The 17,885-nt window shown below is 70.0% G+C and carries 18 protein-coding genes; 5 read left to right on the plus strand and 13 right to left on the minus strand.

Annotated features, from left to right (window positions below):
* Positions 1-72: 72 nt before the first annotated feature.
* Positions 73-642: a hypothetical protein gene (locus OG788_RS07745; protein ID WP_406377037.1), complete on the minus strand. Its 570-nt coding sequence runs from the start codon at positions 640-642 to the stop codon at positions 73-75.
* A 155-nt stretch (positions 643-797) separates the two neighbouring features.
* On the opposite strand from OG788_RS07745, the gene OG788_RS07750 reads away from it, so the two are divergent.
* Positions 798-977, plus strand: a complete 180-nt coding sequence (locus OG788_RS07750) for a GNAT family N-acetyltransferase (protein ID WP_406376698.1) — start codon at positions 798-800, stop codon at positions 975-977.
* Positions 978-1,075: 98 nt separating this feature from the next.
* Here the strand turns inward: OG788_RS07750 and OG788_RS07755 are convergent, their stop codons facing one another.
* Both OG788_RS07755 and OG788_RS07760 read right to left on the minus strand, forming a co-directional pair.
* Entirely contained in the window at positions 1,076-1,618 is a 543-nt protein-coding gene (locus OG788_RS07755) for a hypothetical protein (protein WP_406369690.1), read from the minus strand.
* A 16-nt stretch (positions 1,619-1,634) separates the two neighbouring features.
* Positions 1,635-2,096 (minus strand): DUF6300 family protein, encoded by a 462-nt coding sequence (locus OG788_RS07760; RefSeq protein WP_406369692.1) that lies wholly within the window; start codon positions 2,094-2,096, stop codon positions 1,635-1,637.
* A 242-nt stretch (positions 2,097-2,338) separates the two neighbouring features.
* Here OG788_RS07760 and OG788_RS07765 point away from each other — a divergent pair, with 242 nt between their 5' ends.
* Positions 2,339-4,183: a hypothetical protein gene (locus OG788_RS07765; protein ID WP_406369694.1), complete on the plus strand. Its 1,845-nt coding sequence runs from the start codon at positions 2,339-2,341 to the stop codon at positions 4,181-4,183.
* A 203-nt stretch (positions 4,184-4,386) separates the two neighbouring features.
* Here OG788_RS07765 and OG788_RS07770 read toward each other — a convergent pair whose 3' ends face one another.
* The 4 genes from OG788_RS07770 to OG788_RS07785 form a co-directional block, all read right to left on the minus strand.
* A complete protein-coding gene (locus OG788_RS07770) occupies positions 4,387-5,334 on the minus strand; it encodes a hypothetical protein (RefSeq protein ID WP_406369696.1) in 948 nt (315 codons plus the stop codon).
* Between the two features lie 513 nt (positions 5,335-5,847).
* The gene (locus OG788_RS07775) at positions 5,848-6,021 is read right to left on the minus strand and encodes a hypothetical protein (protein ID WP_319648369.1); all 174 of its coding nucleotides are present in this window, start codon (positions 6,019-6,021) and stop codon (positions 5,848-5,850) included.
* Positions 6,022-6,025: 4 nt separating this feature from the next.
* The gene (locus tag OG788_RS07780; RefSeq protein WP_406369697.1) at positions 6,026-6,631 is read right to left on the minus strand and encodes a hypothetical protein; all 606 of its coding nucleotides are present in this window, start codon (positions 6,629-6,631) and stop codon (positions 6,026-6,028) included.
* A gap of 767 nt (positions 6,632-7,398) precedes the next feature.
* Entirely contained in the window at positions 7,399-8,955 is a 1,557-nt protein-coding gene (locus tag OG788_RS07785; RefSeq protein WP_406369699.1) for a serine/threonine protein kinase, read from the minus strand.
* A gap of 333 nt (positions 8,956-9,288) precedes the next feature.
* On the opposite strand from OG788_RS07785, the gene OG788_RS07790 reads away from it, so the two are divergent.
* Positions 9,289-9,534 carry a DUF3761 domain-containing protein gene (locus OG788_RS07790; RefSeq protein ID WP_406376699.1) on the plus strand — a complete coding sequence of 82 codons (246 nt, stop codon included), beginning with the start codon at positions 9,289-9,291 and terminating at the stop codon, positions 9,532-9,534.
* A gap of 133 nt (positions 9,535-9,667) precedes the next feature.
* On the opposite strand, the gene OG788_RS07795 is transcribed toward OG788_RS07790, so the two are convergent.
* Complete coding sequence (locus OG788_RS07795) at positions 9,668-10,264, minus strand: hypothetical protein (protein WP_406369701.1); 597 nt, start codon at positions 10,262-10,264, stop codon at positions 9,668-9,670.
* A gap of 378 nt (positions 10,265-10,642) precedes the next feature.
* On the minus strand, positions 10,643-10,813 hold the full coding sequence (locus OG788_RS07800) for a hypothetical protein (RefSeq protein WP_406369702.1): 171 nt from the start codon (positions 10,811-10,813) through the stop codon (positions 10,643-10,645).
* Between the two features lie 888 nt (positions 10,814-11,701).
* On the opposite strand from OG788_RS07800, the gene OG788_RS07805 reads away from it, so the two are divergent.
* Positions 11,702-12,835, plus strand: coding sequence for a hypothetical protein (locus OG788_RS07805; protein ID WP_406369704.1), 1,134 nt, complete (start codon positions 11,702-11,704; stop codon positions 12,833-12,835).
* A 417-nt stretch (positions 12,836-13,252) separates the two neighbouring features.
* Here the strand turns inward: OG788_RS07805 and OG788_RS07810 are convergent, their stop codons facing one another.
* Positions 13,253-13,477, minus strand: coding sequence for a hypothetical protein (locus OG788_RS07810; protein ID WP_406369706.1), 225 nt, complete (start codon positions 13,475-13,477; stop codon positions 13,253-13,255).
* Positions 13,478-13,707: 230 nt separating this feature from the next.
* On the opposite strand from OG788_RS07810, the gene OG788_RS07815 reads away from it, so the two are divergent.
* Positions 13,708-14,877, plus strand: coding sequence for a hypothetical protein (locus OG788_RS07815; RefSeq protein WP_406369708.1), 1,170 nt, complete (start codon positions 13,708-13,710; stop codon positions 14,875-14,877).
* 275 nt (positions 14,878-15,152) lie between these two features.
* Here the strand turns inward: OG788_RS07815 and OG788_RS07820 are convergent, their stop codons facing one another.
* The 3 genes from OG788_RS07820 to OG788_RS07830 all read right to left on the minus strand — a co-directional run bounded on the left by OG788_RS07820 (position 15,153) and on the right by OG788_RS07830 (position 17,550).
* Positions 15,153-15,626, minus strand: a complete 474-nt coding sequence (locus tag OG788_RS07820) for a lamin tail domain-containing protein (protein ID WP_406376700.1) — start codon at positions 15,624-15,626, stop codon at positions 15,153-15,155.
* 455 nt (positions 15,627-16,081) lie between these two features.
* Positions 16,082-16,876, minus strand: coding sequence for a hypothetical protein (locus OG788_RS07825; protein ID WP_406376701.1), 795 nt, complete (start codon positions 16,874-16,876; stop codon positions 16,082-16,084).
* A 92-nt stretch (positions 16,877-16,968) separates the two neighbouring features.
* Positions 16,969-17,550, minus strand: coding sequence for a YdeI family protein (locus OG788_RS07830; RefSeq protein ID WP_406369710.1), 582 nt, complete (start codon positions 17,548-17,550; stop codon positions 16,969-16,971).
* Between the last annotated feature and the right edge of the window lie 335 nt (positions 17,551-17,885).

Raw genomic sequence — 17,885 nt, forward strand, 5'->3', positions numbered from 1 at the left:
CCGGTCTCCTCTCGGGCCGACGGGCTACGAGTGAACGGCGATCGAGGTTCGCCGGGTGGCTGAGCAGCACCCCTAAACGGTCGCTGACGACTGGACGTAGCGAGCGGCCATGAGCTTCCGCAGCTTCCGCTGGGACGTGGTCGAGCGCGTCATGCCCGTGCCGTACGTGCCGACCCTCGGGCCGGTACACCCCGGCAGTCCGCTCCCCGAGCTGTTCGCCGCGGTGGTGGCGGCGGCCTCGACGGCCGGTGCCTCCCGCACGACAAGGACCGCCGTTGGTCGGAGAGGAAGGCGGTGCGCGTCCTGGTCGACGCGATCGAGCACGACCGGCAGCGGACGCTGATCCCGACGTTCTTGGAGCGCGGTGCCGGCACGATCCGCGTACACGTGTACGGGGAGGGCCTGGACGACGTTGCGGACCTCGCCCGGCAGCTCGCCGACGCCCAAGGTGCAGCGCGTGCCCGGGTGGTGTCGTTCCTGGGTCCCGGCGAGCCCGAGGAACGCGCCCGGGGTGGTACGCGCGTCCAGTACAAGGACTTCACCGCCGGGGCCGGACCGGCGCCCGGTGGGACCGTCCTGGAGGCCGCGCAGCTCCCCGAGACGGCGGGGTTCGCGGAGTTCGCGGACGCCATGGCTTCGCACGGGGTCGTGTTCCTGCACGCGCGGATGCGGGCCGGCACCGTCGGGCCCGTTCTCGTTGTCCGCGACGGCGGCCGGGTGGCCGGTGCCATCGGCCCGATGGAGACCCTGCCCGACGCGACCGGAGCCGTCCGCCTGCTGCCCAGTACTTCGGCGTCCTGCCCGAGCACCGCGGGCGCGGCCACGGCCGGACCCTGTGGCGTGCGGCGATGCACTGGGGAGGGGAGCACGGCGCGGACTACCAGCTCCTCCAGACCGAAGTCGGCGGGGCGTCGGACCGCCTGTGCACGACCGAGGGCCTGCTATCCCTCAGAGTCGTTCACCAGGCGGAGGCGTAGTGCCATCTGCCGGGGCACTCCATGTCAGTTGATCCCGGGGGCTTCCCCGGCTGCACGTCAGCCGGACGGATCGCCGACTGCGATGTCCCTGGCTACAGCTAGGGCGCTTCGGTTCCCAGGGCTTTTCGGGCGGCTTCCTGGAAAGCGCGGTCCGGGGCACGTTTCGCCTGCCACGCCTCCTGAAAACGCTCGGAGTGCTCATCGAGACGACCATGACCTTCCCGCAAGGCCGCAGCAAGCCAGTCAATCCCGGCCTTCTCCCAGTCGTACATCACCACACGCAGATGCTCGGCCGCCTCCGCGGCGGCGACCGGCCCGGCAACGGCGACGGAGGCGACGGAGGTGCTGAACTGGGTCCACGCCTCGTGCGCTTCCGCAAACGCCGCCCGCCACTGGTCCGGCGTGGACTGCTCGTTGGTCACCAGGTTGGCGAACCGCCACCACGCGTTCGACAGCAGCTTCGTGCTCGCGATACATGCGCCGTAGGCCTCCCGACGTGCGGCTTCACGTCGATGCTCGCGGTCGGCGTGCAACTGCCTCTGCTGTTGGCGACCTTGACCGAGGACGGAGACCCAGCCGCCGGCCACAGCCCCCAGCGCGCCGATCGCCGTACCCGCTAGTCCCACCACGCTCGCGTCCATCCCCGCGGGCCGCCGGTCAGTCGGTCTCAGGGGCTTCGGCGTCTGCCCTCGCACCGGAACCCGGCGGCACAAGGCTCAGGTGCGGTCTCGCACCGGGTGCGGTTTCGGGCTGCGGAGCGCGGGCCCAGCCGTGGGCGCGCATGGTCTCGGCCTCCCAGTCCTCGAACAGCCGGGCCACGGCCGTGAGATCGCGGTCCGGATCGCCGTACCAGTCGATGAACGCCCGGGCGGCCAGCCGGTGAGCGTCGCAGACGGAGCACAGCTCCATCCACACGCCAGTCATGAGCGGACCGTTCCACTGCAGCAGGAGCGTGGCGCCGCAGCGGGAGCAGGGCCGGTTCGGCTGTTCGTCCTTGTCCCGGCCGGCCCAGAGCCGGGCGAGCTCCTCGTCGCTGGTGTTGTCGAGGCTGCCGTCGATGTTGGCGACGCGACAGAAGTCGCCGTCGGGCTGCACGACGTAGCGCCAGGTGAGCGCCATAGATGCCCCCTCTCGGGGTGGAACGTGAGCGAACCGCTACGATCCGCCCGCGCTCAGACCAACGTCAAGAGGCCGGGACGTTTCCTTCCGATTGGTCGAGCAGCGACTACAGCCACTGACGCCCGGGTTCTGGGCGTCGTAGCGCGTACCGAAGTTGGCCCGGCGACCTGAACGGTTCGCCCCCTGTTGGCGGTGCTGCCTGCGGATCTATCGTGGTCGGCGGGCTGTTGGGGGGCGTCGACGTGCGGGACACACGGCTGGTGCAGACGGCGGTGATCGGTGACGAGCACTCGGACGTGCCCGTCGTCCTGCCGACCGAGGCCGTCCAACTGGACGCCTTCCGCCGCCTGCACGACCACGACACGTTCTGGTGCGGGCTCCTGCTCGGCGGCTGCGGTGCCCAGCTCGCGCACAAGCTGTACCTCGACCGGCAGTGCCACTTCCAGCATCAACCGCAGCCGGGCGGTGCCCCGCACGACTGCCGCCGGCCGAAGGTCGGACAGTCCAGCGCCGATCACCTGTACGTGAAGGCGGCGATGGCCCATTCCCTCCTGGACTACGGTCGCACCGGCCGCTTCGCCTACCCGGCGCCGATCGGCTCGCTCCTGGACGTCGACCTCGACGACGGCGTGGCGCTGCGGGTCCACATGGACGGCTCCGTGGCGCCGGACTGGGCGGCCGGCCGCACTCCCGTTCTGGGCCCGGGCGTGATGCCGGAGCCGGGGATCCTGTCCCGCTGCCCATACGTGTACCGGGTCCGGTGCGAGAACCACGGCGCCGGCCGACAGGTGTGGATCGGTACGCAGAGCCTGGCCCGGCCCACCGAGTGGGTGCCGCTGGCCGACTGCTCGTGGAACGAGGACGGCCTGATCACCCCGGCCGCCACAGACATCCTGCGCCGCCAGCCCGCCCCCACCGGCCCCACGCCCGCCCCGGCCGAACAGGTGCACCGTCCGGGCGCCTTGCCTGAGAACGTCATCCGGTTCATCCGCGGCCTTGAGGCCGCCCAACGTGCCGGAACGGTCGAGCATGTCCGACGGCTGTGCGGCGGCAGCACCGACTTCCTCGACCAGCTCGACCCCGCGGTCCGGGCGGAAGCCGAAGAGGCCCTGGCCGAAGCCCGGTCCTGGCTCGCCGTCCATGAGGACTACCAGCAGCGGGTCTTCGCCGACCTCGAAACGGCCGTCGCCGAACGCCGGGCCTGGGACGTGCGCTCCCAGCTGCAGACCGCCACCGCCCTCACCCGTCGCGGAGCCAGCGCCGAGGAACAGCGCGTCCTGGCCGCGGCCCGCGCCTTCGTTCGCCGCCAGGACCACCTCCCCGACACCCCGCCGCGGTCCGTGCTGCACCCGCTGCTGGCCCCACGCCCCAAACGTGCACCCGGCAAGGCGACAGCGGCTGCCTGGCCTGAGCCCCCACGGAGAGAACCGCCCCAGCCCGCGCCGAAGAGGAGGGAGAAGCCGCAGCAGACGGCAACATCGAACGCCTCGCGTCAGGAACGACGGGACCGCCGTGAGGCCCTGCGCCGGGCCCGGTTCATCCTGGACCACCTCGACACACAGCGCTTCCACCTCTCCCGCGACGAACAGCGCGAGCTCGGCCGAGAGCTGGAAACCGTCGCGGACGCCGCCGGCGACTGGCTGTCCGCCGACGAGCAGCGCGATGCCCGCTACTGGATCAGGAAGACGTCGCGGCCGGCCAAGAAGGACCGCCCGAACCCGGCCCGTCGAGAACTCCCTCCGGACGTGCTTCAAGCCGCGGCCGCCGCCGTGCGCGGGGCACTGAAGAAGACCGCACGCAAGCAACAGACCACCACCTGGGCCCACCTGGAACAGCAACTCGGAACCGCACTCCCCCGCATGACCCTCGCCGACCGCGTGCAAGTCCTGACGCTCGTTGACCAGAGCACTCCCAGCGACCAAGCACTCCTATCCTCCCTCGTCGCCGCCGGGGACCCGGACCTGACCACGTCCTACCGCCAGATCGCCGGAACCCTAGGCCTGGACATACCCCCGAACGACGACGACCTGCGCGACATCGTGGAAGCCGACGTACAACAGGTTCATCACCACTGGCGCCACCGCTGAGGCCCTCGAGGAGGACGGAAGCGTGAAGTACTGCCGCTCTGCCCATCTGCCCAACAACTTCGGCTCCCGCGGTGCTTTGCCAGGAGCGCAGCCGGTCGGCAATGTCGTAGACGGTGAGTCGTAGCGCGCGGATGTCGGTGATCAGGTCTCGCCACGGCTCGAAGGAGTCGTCGACTTCCTGCCCCGAGGCTCGGATGTAGAGGCTACGTTCCGTCGTCGATGAGGTCCGGTGTGAGGTCGCCGCGTACGCGCCGCACGCGCGGCCTGTGCCGATAGCGGCCGAACTCCAGCCGGTCCTGGTCGACCTCGATCTCGACCACCACTTCGGGCTCCACCGGCAGGAAGCGCACCGGGTCGGCGCCGGGAAGTCCGCCCACCGTGCCCGGCAGCTCGCGCATCTCCCCGCCCGCCGCGCGTAGCAGCGGCGCCACGGCGGCACGGACGTGCTGAGGAAGCGGAAGGCTCACAGCCACGGCACGCATCCTCCCGCCGTGAGGCCGGCCCAGGACGAGGGCTTGGGCCGCCGGAGTCCGGCCGGTCACCCCGATGACCACCGCCTCGGTGGTGTGGCGCAGGCGCCACTTCACCCACCCCGAAGCCAGGCCCGCCGCGTACCGGCCGTCGGCCCGTTTGCACACCAGCCCTTCCACCCCAGCCAGCGCACCGACCCAGTCCAGGGCCTGCTCGTGGTTCTCGGTGGCCGGTACCGCGCGCAGCGTGGGCGGTCCTTGCTCGAGGAGGTGCAGCAGTTCGGCACGACGTTCGGTGTAAGGGTGCTGCCGCCAGTCCTGCTCGCCGACCGCGAGGACGTCGAAGAGCGCGACGTGGACAGTGAAGTCGGCACCTGTTCGAGGGCCGCGGCTGCCGGTCCGGCTCTGCAGCCGGTCGAAGGCCACCCCGGATCCGTCCTTGAGGACCGCAACCAGCTCGCCGTCCAGGACTGCGTCCGGCAGGCTCGACGCAGCGCGTGCGATGTCGCTGAACTGTCGGGACAGATCAGTGCCGTGGCGGCTCCACACTCGCCCGGTCGCGGTGTGGATCTGGCAACGCCATCCGTCCCACTTCGGCTCCAGCATCCAGCCCGACGACTCGGGAACGGCCTCGACCGCGCGCGCCAGAGCAAGCGGGGCAGGCAGAGCAAACGGGGGCACCGCGACCTCCAGCAGGGATCGGTTCTCGTGTACAGAGCCGGCTGCCGACGGTGTCCTCCAGTGCCCTTTCGGGAGGCATCAGGAGCGAGCGAGCCCGACCCCGCCAGAGCGTTACGGGGGCCGGGCTGCCCGTCAGACCCTAGACCGTCGCGGAAGTCGGAAGCCCACTGCGGCGGCGGCTGGACCGGTCGCGCCAGCGGCGCCATCACCATCGAGGCGGTCCGCATCAGCAGACCCCGATCGCGCAGAGGCCCGGGGCGCCCGTCAGCGGCCGGGCCTCACATACGTTTTACGCAGGTCGCCGGGATCTGCCCACCTTCCCTGATGATTGAGCAAGTTCAAGCGTCAGGGGAGGCGCAGGTTGCTCGCGTGGCATGTGGTGTGGGTGCCGGATCCGGGGTAGAGGGGGACCCTGCCGACTGAGGGGCCAGGCCGGCATCCAGCTCCTGTGGGTCGGCCAGCGGGAATGGTCACATGCTGCTTACTCAGGGTTGCCGAGTGCCTGCTTTTTCGCTACTCCCCGTGAGTGAGCAGGGATTCGTCGAAATACTTCTTGGAGAGTTCGTCCAGGGTGGGCGTTGGCGATGCTTCAGCCTTCTTCCCGGATAGGCCCTTCTTGCGGTTGAGGCCGATGTGGGTGCGAACACGCTGCATTCGCGATGCTTGAATCCTCTTCTTCAGACTCATGGGATCACCTCACAGCCTTCACACCTACCCCGATGCCCCCTAGGACCAGGGCCGATACTAGAAAGAGTACCGCGGAGGTAAGGCAGCGCTTCTTGGGCTTGATCACGTACTGGGTGGTGTTGAGATAGACCTGAGCAGCTGTCGTGAACGCGATCTTCTCGCTCTTCGTCAACGGTTTGTCGAAGTGCTTGATGAGACTCTCAGGAGAGATGGACCACGGCCGCCGGGGAAAGAACTTCCGGAACAGTCCTGGGGGCTCGCGGCGTAGCTTCTTGGAGGGAACCACGAAGTCCGCCAGCGACAGCAGGACGAACAACATGCTTGTCGCAAGGGAGGCGAGCGCGGCTCCCTTCCAGTTCGGGCAGGACTCAATGCCAAGGCCCACAACACCGAGGACGGCATCAAAACCGAGAAGCGCGGCCGCGAAGGCATTGAGCCCGGTAACGGCAGTGGTCTGGTGTGAACGCTCCTGCAGAGAGATGTCTAACATCAGGCGCCGTGAGGGAGCGTCGTCAGCGTCGACGGGCGGTGCTGGAGCGCCGTCCACGTTTCGCAGACGTCGGAGAACCAGCCAGCCAGCCGATACGGCGGCGATGTACCGCACTCGCATATCTCGATGGTCACTCTGTCCTGGTGATCGTGCGAGTCGGCTCGTGCATTCCGACCGTCCGTCCGCTGTCTACCGCACGGGCACCCGCCCCCCCAGTAGTTCGGATCTCTCTGCAGGTCACGGGGATTTGAAGCGCAGCAATGCTCCCGCTTGCCGTTCGGTTGCCTGACCAAGGACGCCAGCCCAAGCGCCAACGGAAGCGTCTTTAAGGCGGCTGCCGTGAGAGGCGACGGCCGCGGGCCGATGCCATCATCCGCGGCCATGCCCAGCCAGAGCTCGTCCTTCCAGTGGGTCAATAGTCGCTGGGAGACAGAACAGAAGAACTTGATAGGGAACCCGCCGTGCACCACGCGCCAGACCGAGCCGGTGCGACCGCACTTGCGGTACGCCGGGCCGCTCTGGGTCCGTGCGATCGCCTCGACGCACGACAGGACGACGTCGCCGCGGTGGACGTAGTGGTCGATCGGGCTGTTCGGCTTGGCCACCGGGCCGTCGTTCCATGCCGGCCGCCGCACTGCGACCGCCCGTCCCGTCACCCGGTACTTCGTCGCACACACTGCCCGGGCCGACGCGTGCTGAGACGAAGCCGCTGAAGCTGGCGGCGCCGCCAGCACGCCAGCGAGGACGAGCGCGGTCGCAGCAGCCCAGGAGGACATGCGTTGGTGTCGAGTCATGCCTGGACAACCGCTGCCGAGACCAGCTGTTACGGCTTCGCTGAGGTGATCACCCGCCGGGGAAGGCCCAGCTGGGTGACAGGTGCAGGAGTGTCAGGCGCCGAGATGTTCGCTGAGACAGACGTACGTGGGGGCCTCCTGGTCGCCGACGCCGCTGTAGTCCAGGACGGCCGGGTAGGTCTGGCGCGTTCCCGGGTGCAGGGGTGTGCAGTCCTGCTCGGTGTCGTAGAAGACGGTGTACTCCCCCGGTGCATCCCCGGTGCCGGCGGGGTTCACCAGGTCGGCGCCGCACTGGACGCCAGGGGCGTTCATCAGGAGGACGCCGTCGCGGGTGGTGTCGCTGGCGCTGCCGGTCCAGGCCACGCAGTAGAAGACGCTTGGGTCTCCGCCGGTGGACGGCTCGGAGATGATGTTGACCCGCTGCAGGGTGGGCGGGCCGCCGCACAGACGGTTGATGTCCATGATGTAGTACGGGGCTCCGATCGCGCAGATGTCCTTCTTGGACTCGCAGGACGCCGGACCCGTGGGCAGCTTGTAGGTGACCGGCAGGCACGTGGCGGACTCGGTCGCCGGGGTCTTCGTCTCTGGCCTTCCTTCCGGAACGCCTGCGGCCGGGGAGGCAGTCACGGCGCTAGATCGTTGGCCCGGGGAGGCCGTAGTGCCCGCACCGGCCCGCGTGCTGCCCCGCTGCCCGTCCCGGATCTGATCGGCGATCAGGTACGTGCTGGCTGCGGCCACGACGAACCCAGTGACGGCGGCCGCGGCCACGAGCCAGGTGCGGCGGCGGGCAAACCGGCGCCGGGCCAGGGTCCAGGCCGGATCATCCTCTGCCGACGGCAGGCCCTCCCAACCGGCCGCCACCAGATCACCCGCCAGCGTCGGCGCCTCGGCCCCTGGCTGCAGGACCTGAGTGGTCTGGGAGGCGAGCAGCGCCGTGCACTGTCCGGCCAGCGCGGCGGCCGTGGGCCGCTCTTCCGGGGTTTTGGCCAGTGCGGACGTCACCAGGGCCAGGAGGTCGTCGGGGATCCCGGCGAGGTCGGGGTCGGCGGACATCACCCGGGCCGCGACCGCGTCCGGGGCGCCGCTGCCGAACGGGAGGCGTCCGGTGGCGGCGTAGGCGATCAGCGCTCCCCAGGCGAAGACGTCCCCGGCCGGCCCCGCGACGCCGGTGCGATAGCCCTCAGGACTGATCCACCCTGCGGTGCCGGTCATCACGCCGGTCCGGGTGACCGAGGTTCCGTCCAGGGCGTGGGCGATGCCGAAGTCCAGCACCCGCGGCCCGTCCGGGGCCAAGATGACGTTCCCCGGCTTCACATCACGGTGCACCACCCCGGCCGCGTGGACCGCCGCCAGCGCGGCCGCCGTCCCGACCGCCAGCGCGTACAGCCGGGCTCCGGAGAGCGGGCCGTGCACGGCGATGTGCTCGCCGAGGGTCAGGCCGGGCACGTACTCGGTGGCCAGCCAGGGATCGGCTGCGCCGGGGTCTGCGGCGAGCAGCGGCACCAGACAGGGCCCCGTGACCCGCCGGGACAGCTCGACCTCCCGCTTGAACCGGGCCCGGAACTCCTCGTCGCCGGCCTGCGCCGGGTGGACGACCTTCACCGCCACCCGCCGACCGCCGGGATCCAGGGCCGCATGGACCGTTCCCATACCGCCCGAACCCAGCCGGCCGATGACCCGGTACGGGCCGATCCGGCCCGGATCACCAGGCCGTGATGGATGAACACGCGCAGACAACGACGCCCCCCACAGGCAAGAACACCCCAACCCACGTCGGTCGGAACCGCAACCCTCTCACGCGCCCATCGGCCAGCGCGTGCTCACCATCCGTACAGTTCGCGCATACGTACGCGCGACTCGAACGTGCGGCAACGGCCGGGCCACAACCGTCACAGCCCGGTGACCGCACACCCGGCCGGCCGCCTCTTCCCGACCGTCCGGTCCATGATCGCCTCTCCGAATCCACAGGAGGGGGAAGCTCTGATGCTGACCACATTCCGGAGCGCAGTCGCGGCGGCCGTACTTTCGGCCGCACTTGTTGCCCCGGTCGCGGTGGCGACCGACGCGGCAGCGGCGACGTGCGCCCGGCACACCACAGGCGTCTGCAAGGCCAACTCGCCGCACCCGCGCGGGGCAACGGCAAAATGCAAAGACGGCACCTGGTCCTACAGCGCCCACGCCCGCGGCACCTGCTCGCACCACCGGGGCGTCAAGTACTGGTACCGGTAGCTCTCAGGTGCAGGCAGCACGGGGGCCGGCCGCGTCCCCACGGCTGGCCCCCGTGCTGTCTGGTGGTGGTCCGGTCCCGACCGGGCAACGATGACGGTCGTCCCGGCCTCGGCCCCAGCTTGCGCGTCGTAGGTCAGGACGTCTGGTCATCGCGGATGTGGACGTAGCCCGCGCGGCATTCACGGACCGCGTGACTCAGCGCTGTGACTGCGGCCTGTGCTTGTTTCCTGTCCTGGCCCTGGTCGATGACGTCGAGTGCTTCGGCTGCCGCCACTTGCACGGGGCGCGGCAGGTCGTCGTAGGCGGCCATCCGGTAGGCGATCGTGCGCCGGGATCGTCGCTCCTGGGTGCTCACGCCGCCGGGAGCCAGCGGGAACGCTGCGGCCTCGTACAAGATGGCCCCCCAGAGGGCCATCTCTGCGGCCCCTTCCGCTCGCCCGTCGCCCACCACGATGCTCTTCCAGGCATCCTGCGACTGCAGGTGGCACAGCCAGATCGTGATCCTCGCGCTCAACACGACCGTGACCGCGCCCGCCAGCGCACCCGCCTGCGCAACCCACCAGCCGCCGAGGAGGAAGCCCGCACAGGCTCCCCCGGCTATCGCGCACACGGTCAACAGTGCCATCGCCGCCCATAGGCGGGTGCGGGGCGGGAAGCTCATGACCAGGAGTATGCCCAATGCGGCCGTGACGCGACGGACGGTCGAGATGTTGGGCAATGCAGCGCGCATCGGTTCCACCTGCCGGTGCGCGCGCTGGAGGCTCAAGCCCCTTGCCCGGTCCCGGGCCTTCAAGCTGAGAGGCTCCCGTAGTGGTGGCTCATCCCTCGGCCCGGCCCGGCGCCGTCGCCGGAGTGGGCACGGACGATGGCCTCGGCTGGGGAGCCGGCCGGACGCCGATCCGGTCCGGTGCTTCAGCGGGGGGCCTTGTGGCCGACCTGCTGCTGACGGCGTTTCCGCGATCCCCTGCACCACCGGACCTGACTCCTCGGACGCAATGGCGGCTGGCACCGGACATCGACGCCGCCCTGCAGCGGCGCCCGGCTGTCCCGTGGGGGCCGACTATCAGCTGACGGCAGTGTGCGCAGAGCCTGACCGTGCCGGTACGCGTCAGCAGTCGTTCCAGGAGTAGTCGTCGGTGGCGCTGTCGACACACTCCTTGAGGCCCTCGATCGAGTCCTGCTGCACGCCCTGCTCGATCGTGTCGAGGGTCGTCTGCGCGAACGCCCGGCTCTCGCTGCTGAAGCAGTCGGGGTTCTGCAGGATTGCGTTGGCGAGCATTCGACCGCTGGTCCGCTTCTCCGCCACGTCCTGCTCTGGGGTGATGGCGTCGACATACTTCCGGTACAGCTTCCGAGGCTCCGAGCATTGGGACGCGCTAGAGCTGGAGTCTGGGGCAGTGAGGCGGCCAGCGGTGAAGCCACCGCCAGCAAGGGCTAGGGCAGCGACGGTTACGCCGAGGATGCGAGGAGCGGAGAGCATGAGGCATCTCCGCCCTCATCGGACACCGGCGTCACGGGTTCGGCGCCAAGCGTTGTGCGCCCGCCGACCGAGGCGCAGCTGGAGCTGGCGGCCCCGGCAGCGGGGGCCGGTGCGCACCTTCCGGAACCGCTCGATCTCACCGGTTCCGCGCACTCGGGGCTCGGGCACGTGGAGCGCGAAGACGCGTTGACGTAGGTCGCGTTCGTCTGCCCGGGGTTTCGTCGAGGGAGGCGGCGCCGCTCCCGTCACCCTGGGCCGGCTGGCAGCGCCAGCTGCCCTCCGTAGGATCAGCGCTCGCCGCGACGGTTGCGCCAACGACCCCGGGGAGACATCATCTGTGCAGGTCACGGTCGTACATCAGTTCGGGAAGCGGACCACGACCGAAGATCGACAGCCACTATTCTCCCCGTATGTCCCCATTCGATGCGCAGTGGCTGCTGCGTAGTGACCCGCGCACCGCCATTGTGGCCACACGCGAGGTCGTCCTCCCTCCGTTCCACATGGCACAGGCTCTGCACCGTACGCTTCGGCCCAGGGAGCGGGTGCTGGCCCTCTACTACCACGGACTGGGGTACGCGGCGCTCACCGAGAAGGCGCTCATTCTCCTGAGCATCGGGGGGGGTGGCGCCCTCGCGGGTCGCGAGGCCCCTGGTGATTTTGCGCCCCGCGTACGAAGACTCCTCACGCGTGGACGCCTCACGCGTGGACGTGTCCGTGGACGGACGACGGATCACCCTGTGGGGATCGCGGATCGACGGTTCCTGCACGCTCTTGCAAGGGACCCGAAAGGCGAGATCCGGCTCCCCTGCCGGTGATCCGCGCCTGGCCGCGGCGGCCGGGGAAGTCCTGCCCGCCGACTCCTCCGCACGCCCCCGCGGCAGGGCCCGTTTGTCCGCATGGGTCCGCAGACGCCCCGTCCTCGCCTCCGTGGTCGCGGCGACGCTGATCTTCGCCGCCTGGGGCGCGGGACACGAGACACCCGCCCGCGCGGGTACTGAAGACCGCTCCGTGGCGGTGCCGGACTTCGCGGGAGCGGCTCTCACCACGGCCGTCGCGGACGCACGACGCCAGTCCTGGATGACGGTGTCGGCCGCCGATGCCTCCTCGTCCCTGCGGCCGGTGGCCGACGGGGCGCCCGGCTGGCGAGTCTGCTTCCAGACGCCCTCCCACGATGAGACGGTTCGCCCGTCCGTGAGCGCGCTGAAGCTCTACGCGGTCCCCGAGAAGGAAGCGTGCCCGTCGCGACTGCTCGCCCCACGACGGGTGATCATGCCGGACATAGTTGGCGAGCGGTTCGACGATGCCTCACGCGCCCTGGACGACCTCGGGCTTGCGCACACGACCGCCTTGCACGCCCACACGGGTGAGCGCCTGGACGACGGCGCTCAGGACGTGGACGACTGGCAGGTGTGCCGCCAGGAGCCGGAAGCCGGCCACGAGGTGTTGCTGTCGACCTCGGCCGACCTCTGGTTGATCAGCCAGGGTGACTCCTGCACCAAACCCAGTCCGAAGCCCACTCCGAAGCCGAAGCCCAAACCCAAACCCAAGCCGAAGCCTGAACCGAAGCCGCGCATCGGGGGAACGAGCGGCTCCGCTACAGGAGGTGGCACGTCAGGCGGCGGCTCCAGCAGCGGTGGGTCCAGTGGAGGCTCTTCCGGGACCTCGGGCGGAACCACCGGTGGCACGGGAAGTCAGCCCGGCATCCAGTTCGGGGGGTACTGCTCTCCCGTGGGCGCCATCGCGACCACCGCCGACGGGCGACCCGCGAAGTGCTTCATGGGCAGCGACGGCCGGGCCCGGTGGGGCTACAACTCCGGCTGATCCGGTCGCCTCTGGGACACAGGGACGGCCGTGGTCATGGCGGTGATCAACTGGGTACTCATCGCGGTGCCGGCCGCCATCGCCGCACTGCTCCGGGACCGGGAGACGTCCCGCACCGGCTGCCCCGGGGCAGGTCACCTGAGCTCAACAGCGTAGGAGTCGCCGCTGAACGCCCAGCCGTCGGTGCCTTCGCCGATGATGTCGTCGATGAAGCGGTCCTCAAAGTCGTCGTCGCGCAGGTCGCCAGCCAATCAGAGCGTCTCAGTGTCGCTCCGGTCGCCGCAGCTTGCGTCGATACGAAGGGGTGCGGCGCAGCGCCGGTCCGGGTGACCGAGGTGCCGTCCAGGGTGTGGGCGATGCCGAAGTCCAGCACCCGCGGCCCGTCCGGCGCCAGTCTGCCGGTCGAACCAGAGACGATCACCTACGGATGGCGCGGGTGACGACACCAGCGATAGCGGCGAGCGCGCTCATGACGGCGGCTCCTACCCCCAGAGGCTGCGCGAGACCCGGGTGCACACGGGCCACGTAGACGGCCGCCGTGGTGATGAGCAGCCCCACCAGCAGGGTGAGCAGGAGGAGCACCAGGCGCAGTTCCCGGAGGCTGCGGTCCTGAGGACGGGATGCGTCCGTGTCCGTCGTCATCGTTGAGTCCTTTGCGGATCGGGCACGGCGTGGAAGCGCCCAGGGTCGGGCGCGCTGTGCGGGCAGCGGGCCGGATGGCTTCAACAGTGGCGGAACCGCCACGGCGTCGGTATGCCGTCCGTATGCCGTGTGACTGCCATTCCAGAGGACGGATAGCAGAGCGACCGGACAAAGGTGGGGGGTCTCCAAAACCGACCTGCCGCCGATGCGGGCATCGCTAGCTTCGCGTCATGCCTTCCAACGACGGTCCCAGCTCGGCCGACCAGCAGCTCATCGACCACGCGGCACGTCACAGCCTCACCATCACGGCCAAGCAGCTCGAAGTCTGGCGTCGTGCCGGACTGCTCCCGGGCAACATCCCCGGCGGAGGCCTCGGCCGCGGCCGGGGCAGCACATCCACCCCGCCGACCGAGAGCTTCGACCTGGTCCTCGCCCTCGCCCGCCGCGCCGGCCGGGGCAAACGGCCCACCGACCTGGCGCTGCTCCTGTTCGCCGACGGGCACCCGGTGCCGGAGACGACGGTGCGGGCCGCCTTCCGCGCAGCGGTGGACTCCGTCGCCCTGCCTGGCGAGGACGACAGCCTGGGCGATGATCTGGACCTGGAAGATCACGTGGACCATGTCGCGAGCCGCCTTGCCGAGGCCGGCCAGACCTTCGTCCTCGTTCCCGCCCGGGCCAGGCGTATCGACGAGCGCATCGCCCGCATCCTGGGCGAACTCCCCGAAGAACTGGCCGAGCTGGACAAGAACACCGAACCCACGCCGATGACTCCGTCCGACGCGTCGCTGGCCGCCGTGACCGCCGTCCTCGGCGGCACCATGTCCGTGCAGGAGATCGGGGACCTGCTGCGCGGGATGAACCCGGGCATGACGGCTCATCCGTTCGCCTCGCTCGTCGAGACCACCCAGCAGGACGCCCCGGAAGCCGCGGACCTGGTGACGGCCGACGACGGCTCGCTCTCCTTCCTCGCCGAAGGCGACGCCCGCGACCGGTTGCGCGGTCTGGCCGACACCGCCTCGCAGGAAGACCTCCGCGCCGGCTGGCGCACGGCCCAGCAGGTGCGTGAGTGGGCCCTGGACCTGTGTGAGCGGGTCGAGGCCGAACTGGATGCCGGCCAGCCCGCGGAAGCCGTCACCATGTGGCTGACCGGGAGGGGGCTGCCGTCGGGGGTGTCTGTCCTGGAGACCTTGCGCGAGCGCCGCTGGACACCTTCCGGCGCTGCCCTCTCGACGCTGCTGTTGCTGTTCCAGTGTCAGATGTACGTCGTGCTCGACGGGCTGGTGCCCGGCTGTCAGTGGCCGGTCTTGGAGATGCCGGGGGTGCTGGCGCCGCCCGTCCGCGACCTGATCCTGACTGCCGTCCGGCCGAAGACGACCCCGGCTCAAGAGATTGCCGACTGACGTACCGCGCCGACGACGGACCCGCAAAAAAGGGTCCGCGCGTGTGCGCCCCGTGGCCTGGTGCTCACCGGATCGCTGCGGACAGGGTCGCGATGACGGCGCAGGCGAGGGTAAGTACGCCAGCGAACACTGCTGGCGAACACAGTGCAGCGTCCGTCCCTCCGGTGATGCTGAGGAACGGACGCTGGCACAGAGAGACGCATATTTCGCCCTGGTCTCCGCCTGCCCCCGGCCAGGAACAGGACCGGGGGCAGGCGGGACCGGGTCAAGTCGGGTCAGTGGTGGAAGTGGCGGCGGCCCCAGGAGGCGTCGTCGATGAAGCGGCCGTGGTCGTTGCGCAGGGTCGCGGTGTCGCGGTCGTTGTTCCACACGTAGGCGCGGCGGTCCTGGAACAGGTCGGTGCGGCTGTCGCGGCCGATGCCGGTGTGGACGCGGACGGTTGAGCGGCCGCCCAGGCGGTAGTGGTCGAAGGTGTAGGTGTGGCCGTCCGCGTCGGAGAGGGTCCAGCCGTCCAGGTTCACGCTGCGGCGGGTGTTGTTGGTGATCTCCACCCATTCCTGGTTCAGGGAGCGGTTGGAGCGGTCGTCACGGCCCGGGGAGTCGTACTGCACCTGGCTGATCTCCACCGCCTGGCGGTGCGGCCGGGGGGCGGCGGCGGATGCCGGGACCGCGATCGCGGCGGTGATGGCAGCAGTGGTCAGCGCGGCGGCGGTCAGACGACGGGCAGACGTGGATACGGTCACAGGAATCCCCCTGCATTGTGCGGGCACAGCCTCAAAACGCCCTGGTGGGTGCCGGGTTGTGCGGTGTGCGGGTGGCGGCCGGCCGGCCGCGGATTCACACCATGCCCGCCGACTCGTCGGGATGTGAACGCCATCCGGGGTGCGTTACCGATCAACCGCACCGCCGTGACACTTGACTGCAACAGCCATCCATTCCGCCGGTGTACGAAGTTGACGCGCGCCCGCTCTCAGCAGCCTTGCCGCAGTTGGCCCTCACGCACTATCCGCCAGGTACCGCCACCCCACCGGACAGCTGGCCGTCACCCGAAAGTGAGTAACAGCCCCTGGGCCGTGCGCACTTTCCGGTTCGACTCGGCTTCCAGGGCCCGGACGATGAGTCGGCGCAGCGTGACCCGCCGGGCCGAGGTCAGGGCTGGCAGGAGCCTCGATCGGGGTCGCGGGCTGGGCGACGTCGAACGTCGTCACAGGGTGGCTGACCACCGGCCGCGGGAGAGCGTGGTCTCGCCGTCGGGGGTGATCGTGACTGCGGCGCCGTAGACGGGCAGTTCGCCCGCGGTGTTGAGGCGGTCGCGGATCTCCTCCAGCATGTCCCACAGACGGCGCGGGCCGCCCTGGTGGACCATCGGTGACTGGCGTGGGCCGTCCGCGCAGGCCCGTGCCCAGGCGCCGTCGGGGTGCGCCATCCAGACGGTGCGTTCTCCGTTGCCGCCGCGCTGGGTACGTTGTTCGATCCCGGGGGCCGCAAGTTCCAGCATCGAGCGCACCGCCCAGGAGTCCGGCACGTACAGCAGTGGATACCGGCTGATCATCACGTCGTCGCCGTCGCCGTCCGCCGTCTCCCACATCGCGGCCGCCGGGGTGGTGTCGTCGTAGTCGTCGCCGTGACGGGTGCTCATGAACGAGGCCCCGTCATAGGCGATGTGCCCGCGGGCGCCACCGTCCGGTGTCTTGTCGGCGACGAGGATCAGCCCGGTGCCGGTGATGGTGGTGACCAGCCGCCCGCCGGGGCGCAGCGCGTGAAGCCAGACGGCGGGGACGGGCCGGACCGACACGGTGGAGACGATGCGGTCGAACCGGCCGGGAAGGGGCGCCTGGGTGAGATCGCAGACAGAAGTGTGCGGGTGCAGTCCGATGACGGCCAGCCGGCCGGCCGCGGCCTCCACGAGGTAGGGGTCGACGTCCACACTCGCCACCAGCTCGGCGCTGAGCCGGTGGCCGGCCAGGGCAGCGCCGTATCCGGTGCCGGTCGTCACCAGCGTGCGGGAGCCGTCGCCGAGCCTTCTTGGGGTTCCCTATGAACCTCCGCGGGCCTTGATGCCCTTGATCTGCGCGTTGACCGAGCGGTCGATCATGATGGCCGCTCGGACCTTGCCATCGACGCCACCATCCGCTCCAAGCGGGCCAGCCGCGTCTTCTCGGTACGGGCGGTGACCAGACCGAGGTAGAGGGTGAACTGGTCGGACTTGCCGAGCATGTCGTAGAACACCCGCGCTGCAGGGTTCGCGTCGAGGGCTTCGACGAGATCCGGTGGTGCGGTGGCGTTCTTCTGCGAGGCGTATGCCGTCTCCCAGCGGCCGTCCGCCCGCGCCGCCTCGACCTCGGCCAGGCCGCGGGGGCGCATCCGGCCTGCCGCGATCAGGGCCTCGGCCTTGTCGACGTTCACCTGCGACCAGGCGGAGCGGGGGCGGCGGGGTGTCGTGCGCTGCAGAAAGTACGAGTCGTCGAAGCCTCGCCGCTGACCGTCGATCCAGCCAAAGCAGAGCACCGTGTCGACCATCTCTTCCCAGGTGAGCGACGGGATGCCGGTATGCTTCTTGGCGATCTTCACCCAGAGCGCGGCTTTCTCCCCGTGATGCTCTTCGAGCCACGCCTCCAGCTCGGCCGGGCTCGCGGGGACAAGGATCTCGACGCCGTCCTCGTGTTGCTGCATAAACCGCAGACTAGAGGCCATATGGGACAGATGTTGACCTATCCAAGCGACCCGGTCAGGCGACCTGATCGGGTCACTACTTGGCGAGCTTCGCCCTGCTTGGACTACGTCCGCGAGTTCAACACGACCCTCGCCCCGTGGCAGTGCGAGCCGTCCGTCCGCGACTTCATCCACCGGCCCCGCAAGGAACTCGGCGTCGCAGCGTGAAGCACCGCCGGACGGAACGTACTCAGCCGCAGGCGGGCGGCCGGGGCCGAGTGGGCAGGACATGCACCACCGGATCCGGGTCGGTCAGTTGCTTGCGGAGCTGCCGGGCATAGGTGACAGGGGCTGAA

Source organism: Streptomyces sp. NBC_00647 (assembly GCF_045207245.1).
Lineage (GTDB): Bacteria > Actinomycetota > Actinomycetes > Streptomycetales > Streptomycetaceae > Streptomyces.

Excerpts from the sequence above, each read along its gene's own strand:
- OG788_RS07830 (WP_406369710.1), bottom strand. The coding sequence starts at position 17,550 with ATGCAGCAACACGAGGACGGCGTCGAGATCCTTGTCCCCGCGAGCCCG.
- OG788_RS07785 (WP_406369699.1), bottom strand. The coding sequence starts at position 8,955 with ATGGGAACGGTCCATGCGGCCCTGGATCCCGGCGGTCGGCGGGTGGCG.
- OG788_RS07780 (WP_406369697.1), bottom strand. The coding sequence starts at position 6,631 with ATGCGAGTGCGGTACATCGCCGCCGTATCGGCTGGCTGGCTGGTTCTC.
- OG788_RS07760 (WP_406369692.1), bottom strand. The coding sequence starts at position 2,096 with ATGGCGCTCACCTGGCGCTACGTCGTGCAGCCCGACGGCGACTTCTGT.
- OG788_RS07810 (WP_406369706.1), bottom strand. The coding sequence starts at position 13,477 with ATGACGACGGACACGGACGCATCCCGTCCTCAGGACCGCAGCCTCCGG.
- OG788_RS07800 (WP_406369702.1), bottom strand. The coding sequence starts at position 10,813 with ATGCTCGCCAACGCAATCCTGCAGAACCCCGACTGCTTCAGCAGCGAG.
- OG788_RS07795 (WP_406369701.1), bottom strand. The coding sequence starts at position 10,264 with ATGCGCGCTGCATTGCCCAACATCTCGACCGTCCGTCGCGTCACGGCC.
- OG788_RS07790 (WP_406376699.1), top strand. The coding sequence starts at position 9,289 with ATGCTGACCACATTCCGGAGCGCAGTCGCGGCGGCCGTACTTTCGGCC.
- OG788_RS07775 (WP_319648369.1), bottom strand. The coding sequence starts at position 6,021 with ATGAGTCTGAAGAAGAGGATTCAAGCATCGCGAATGCAGCGTGTTCGC.
- OG788_RS07755 (WP_406369690.1), bottom strand. The coding sequence starts at position 1,618 with ATGGACGCGAGCGTGGTGGGACTAGCGGGTACGGCGATCGGCGCGCTG.
- OG788_RS07815 (WP_406369708.1), top strand. The coding sequence starts at position 13,708 with ATGCCTTCCAACGACGGTCCCAGCTCGGCCGACCAGCAGCTCATCGAC.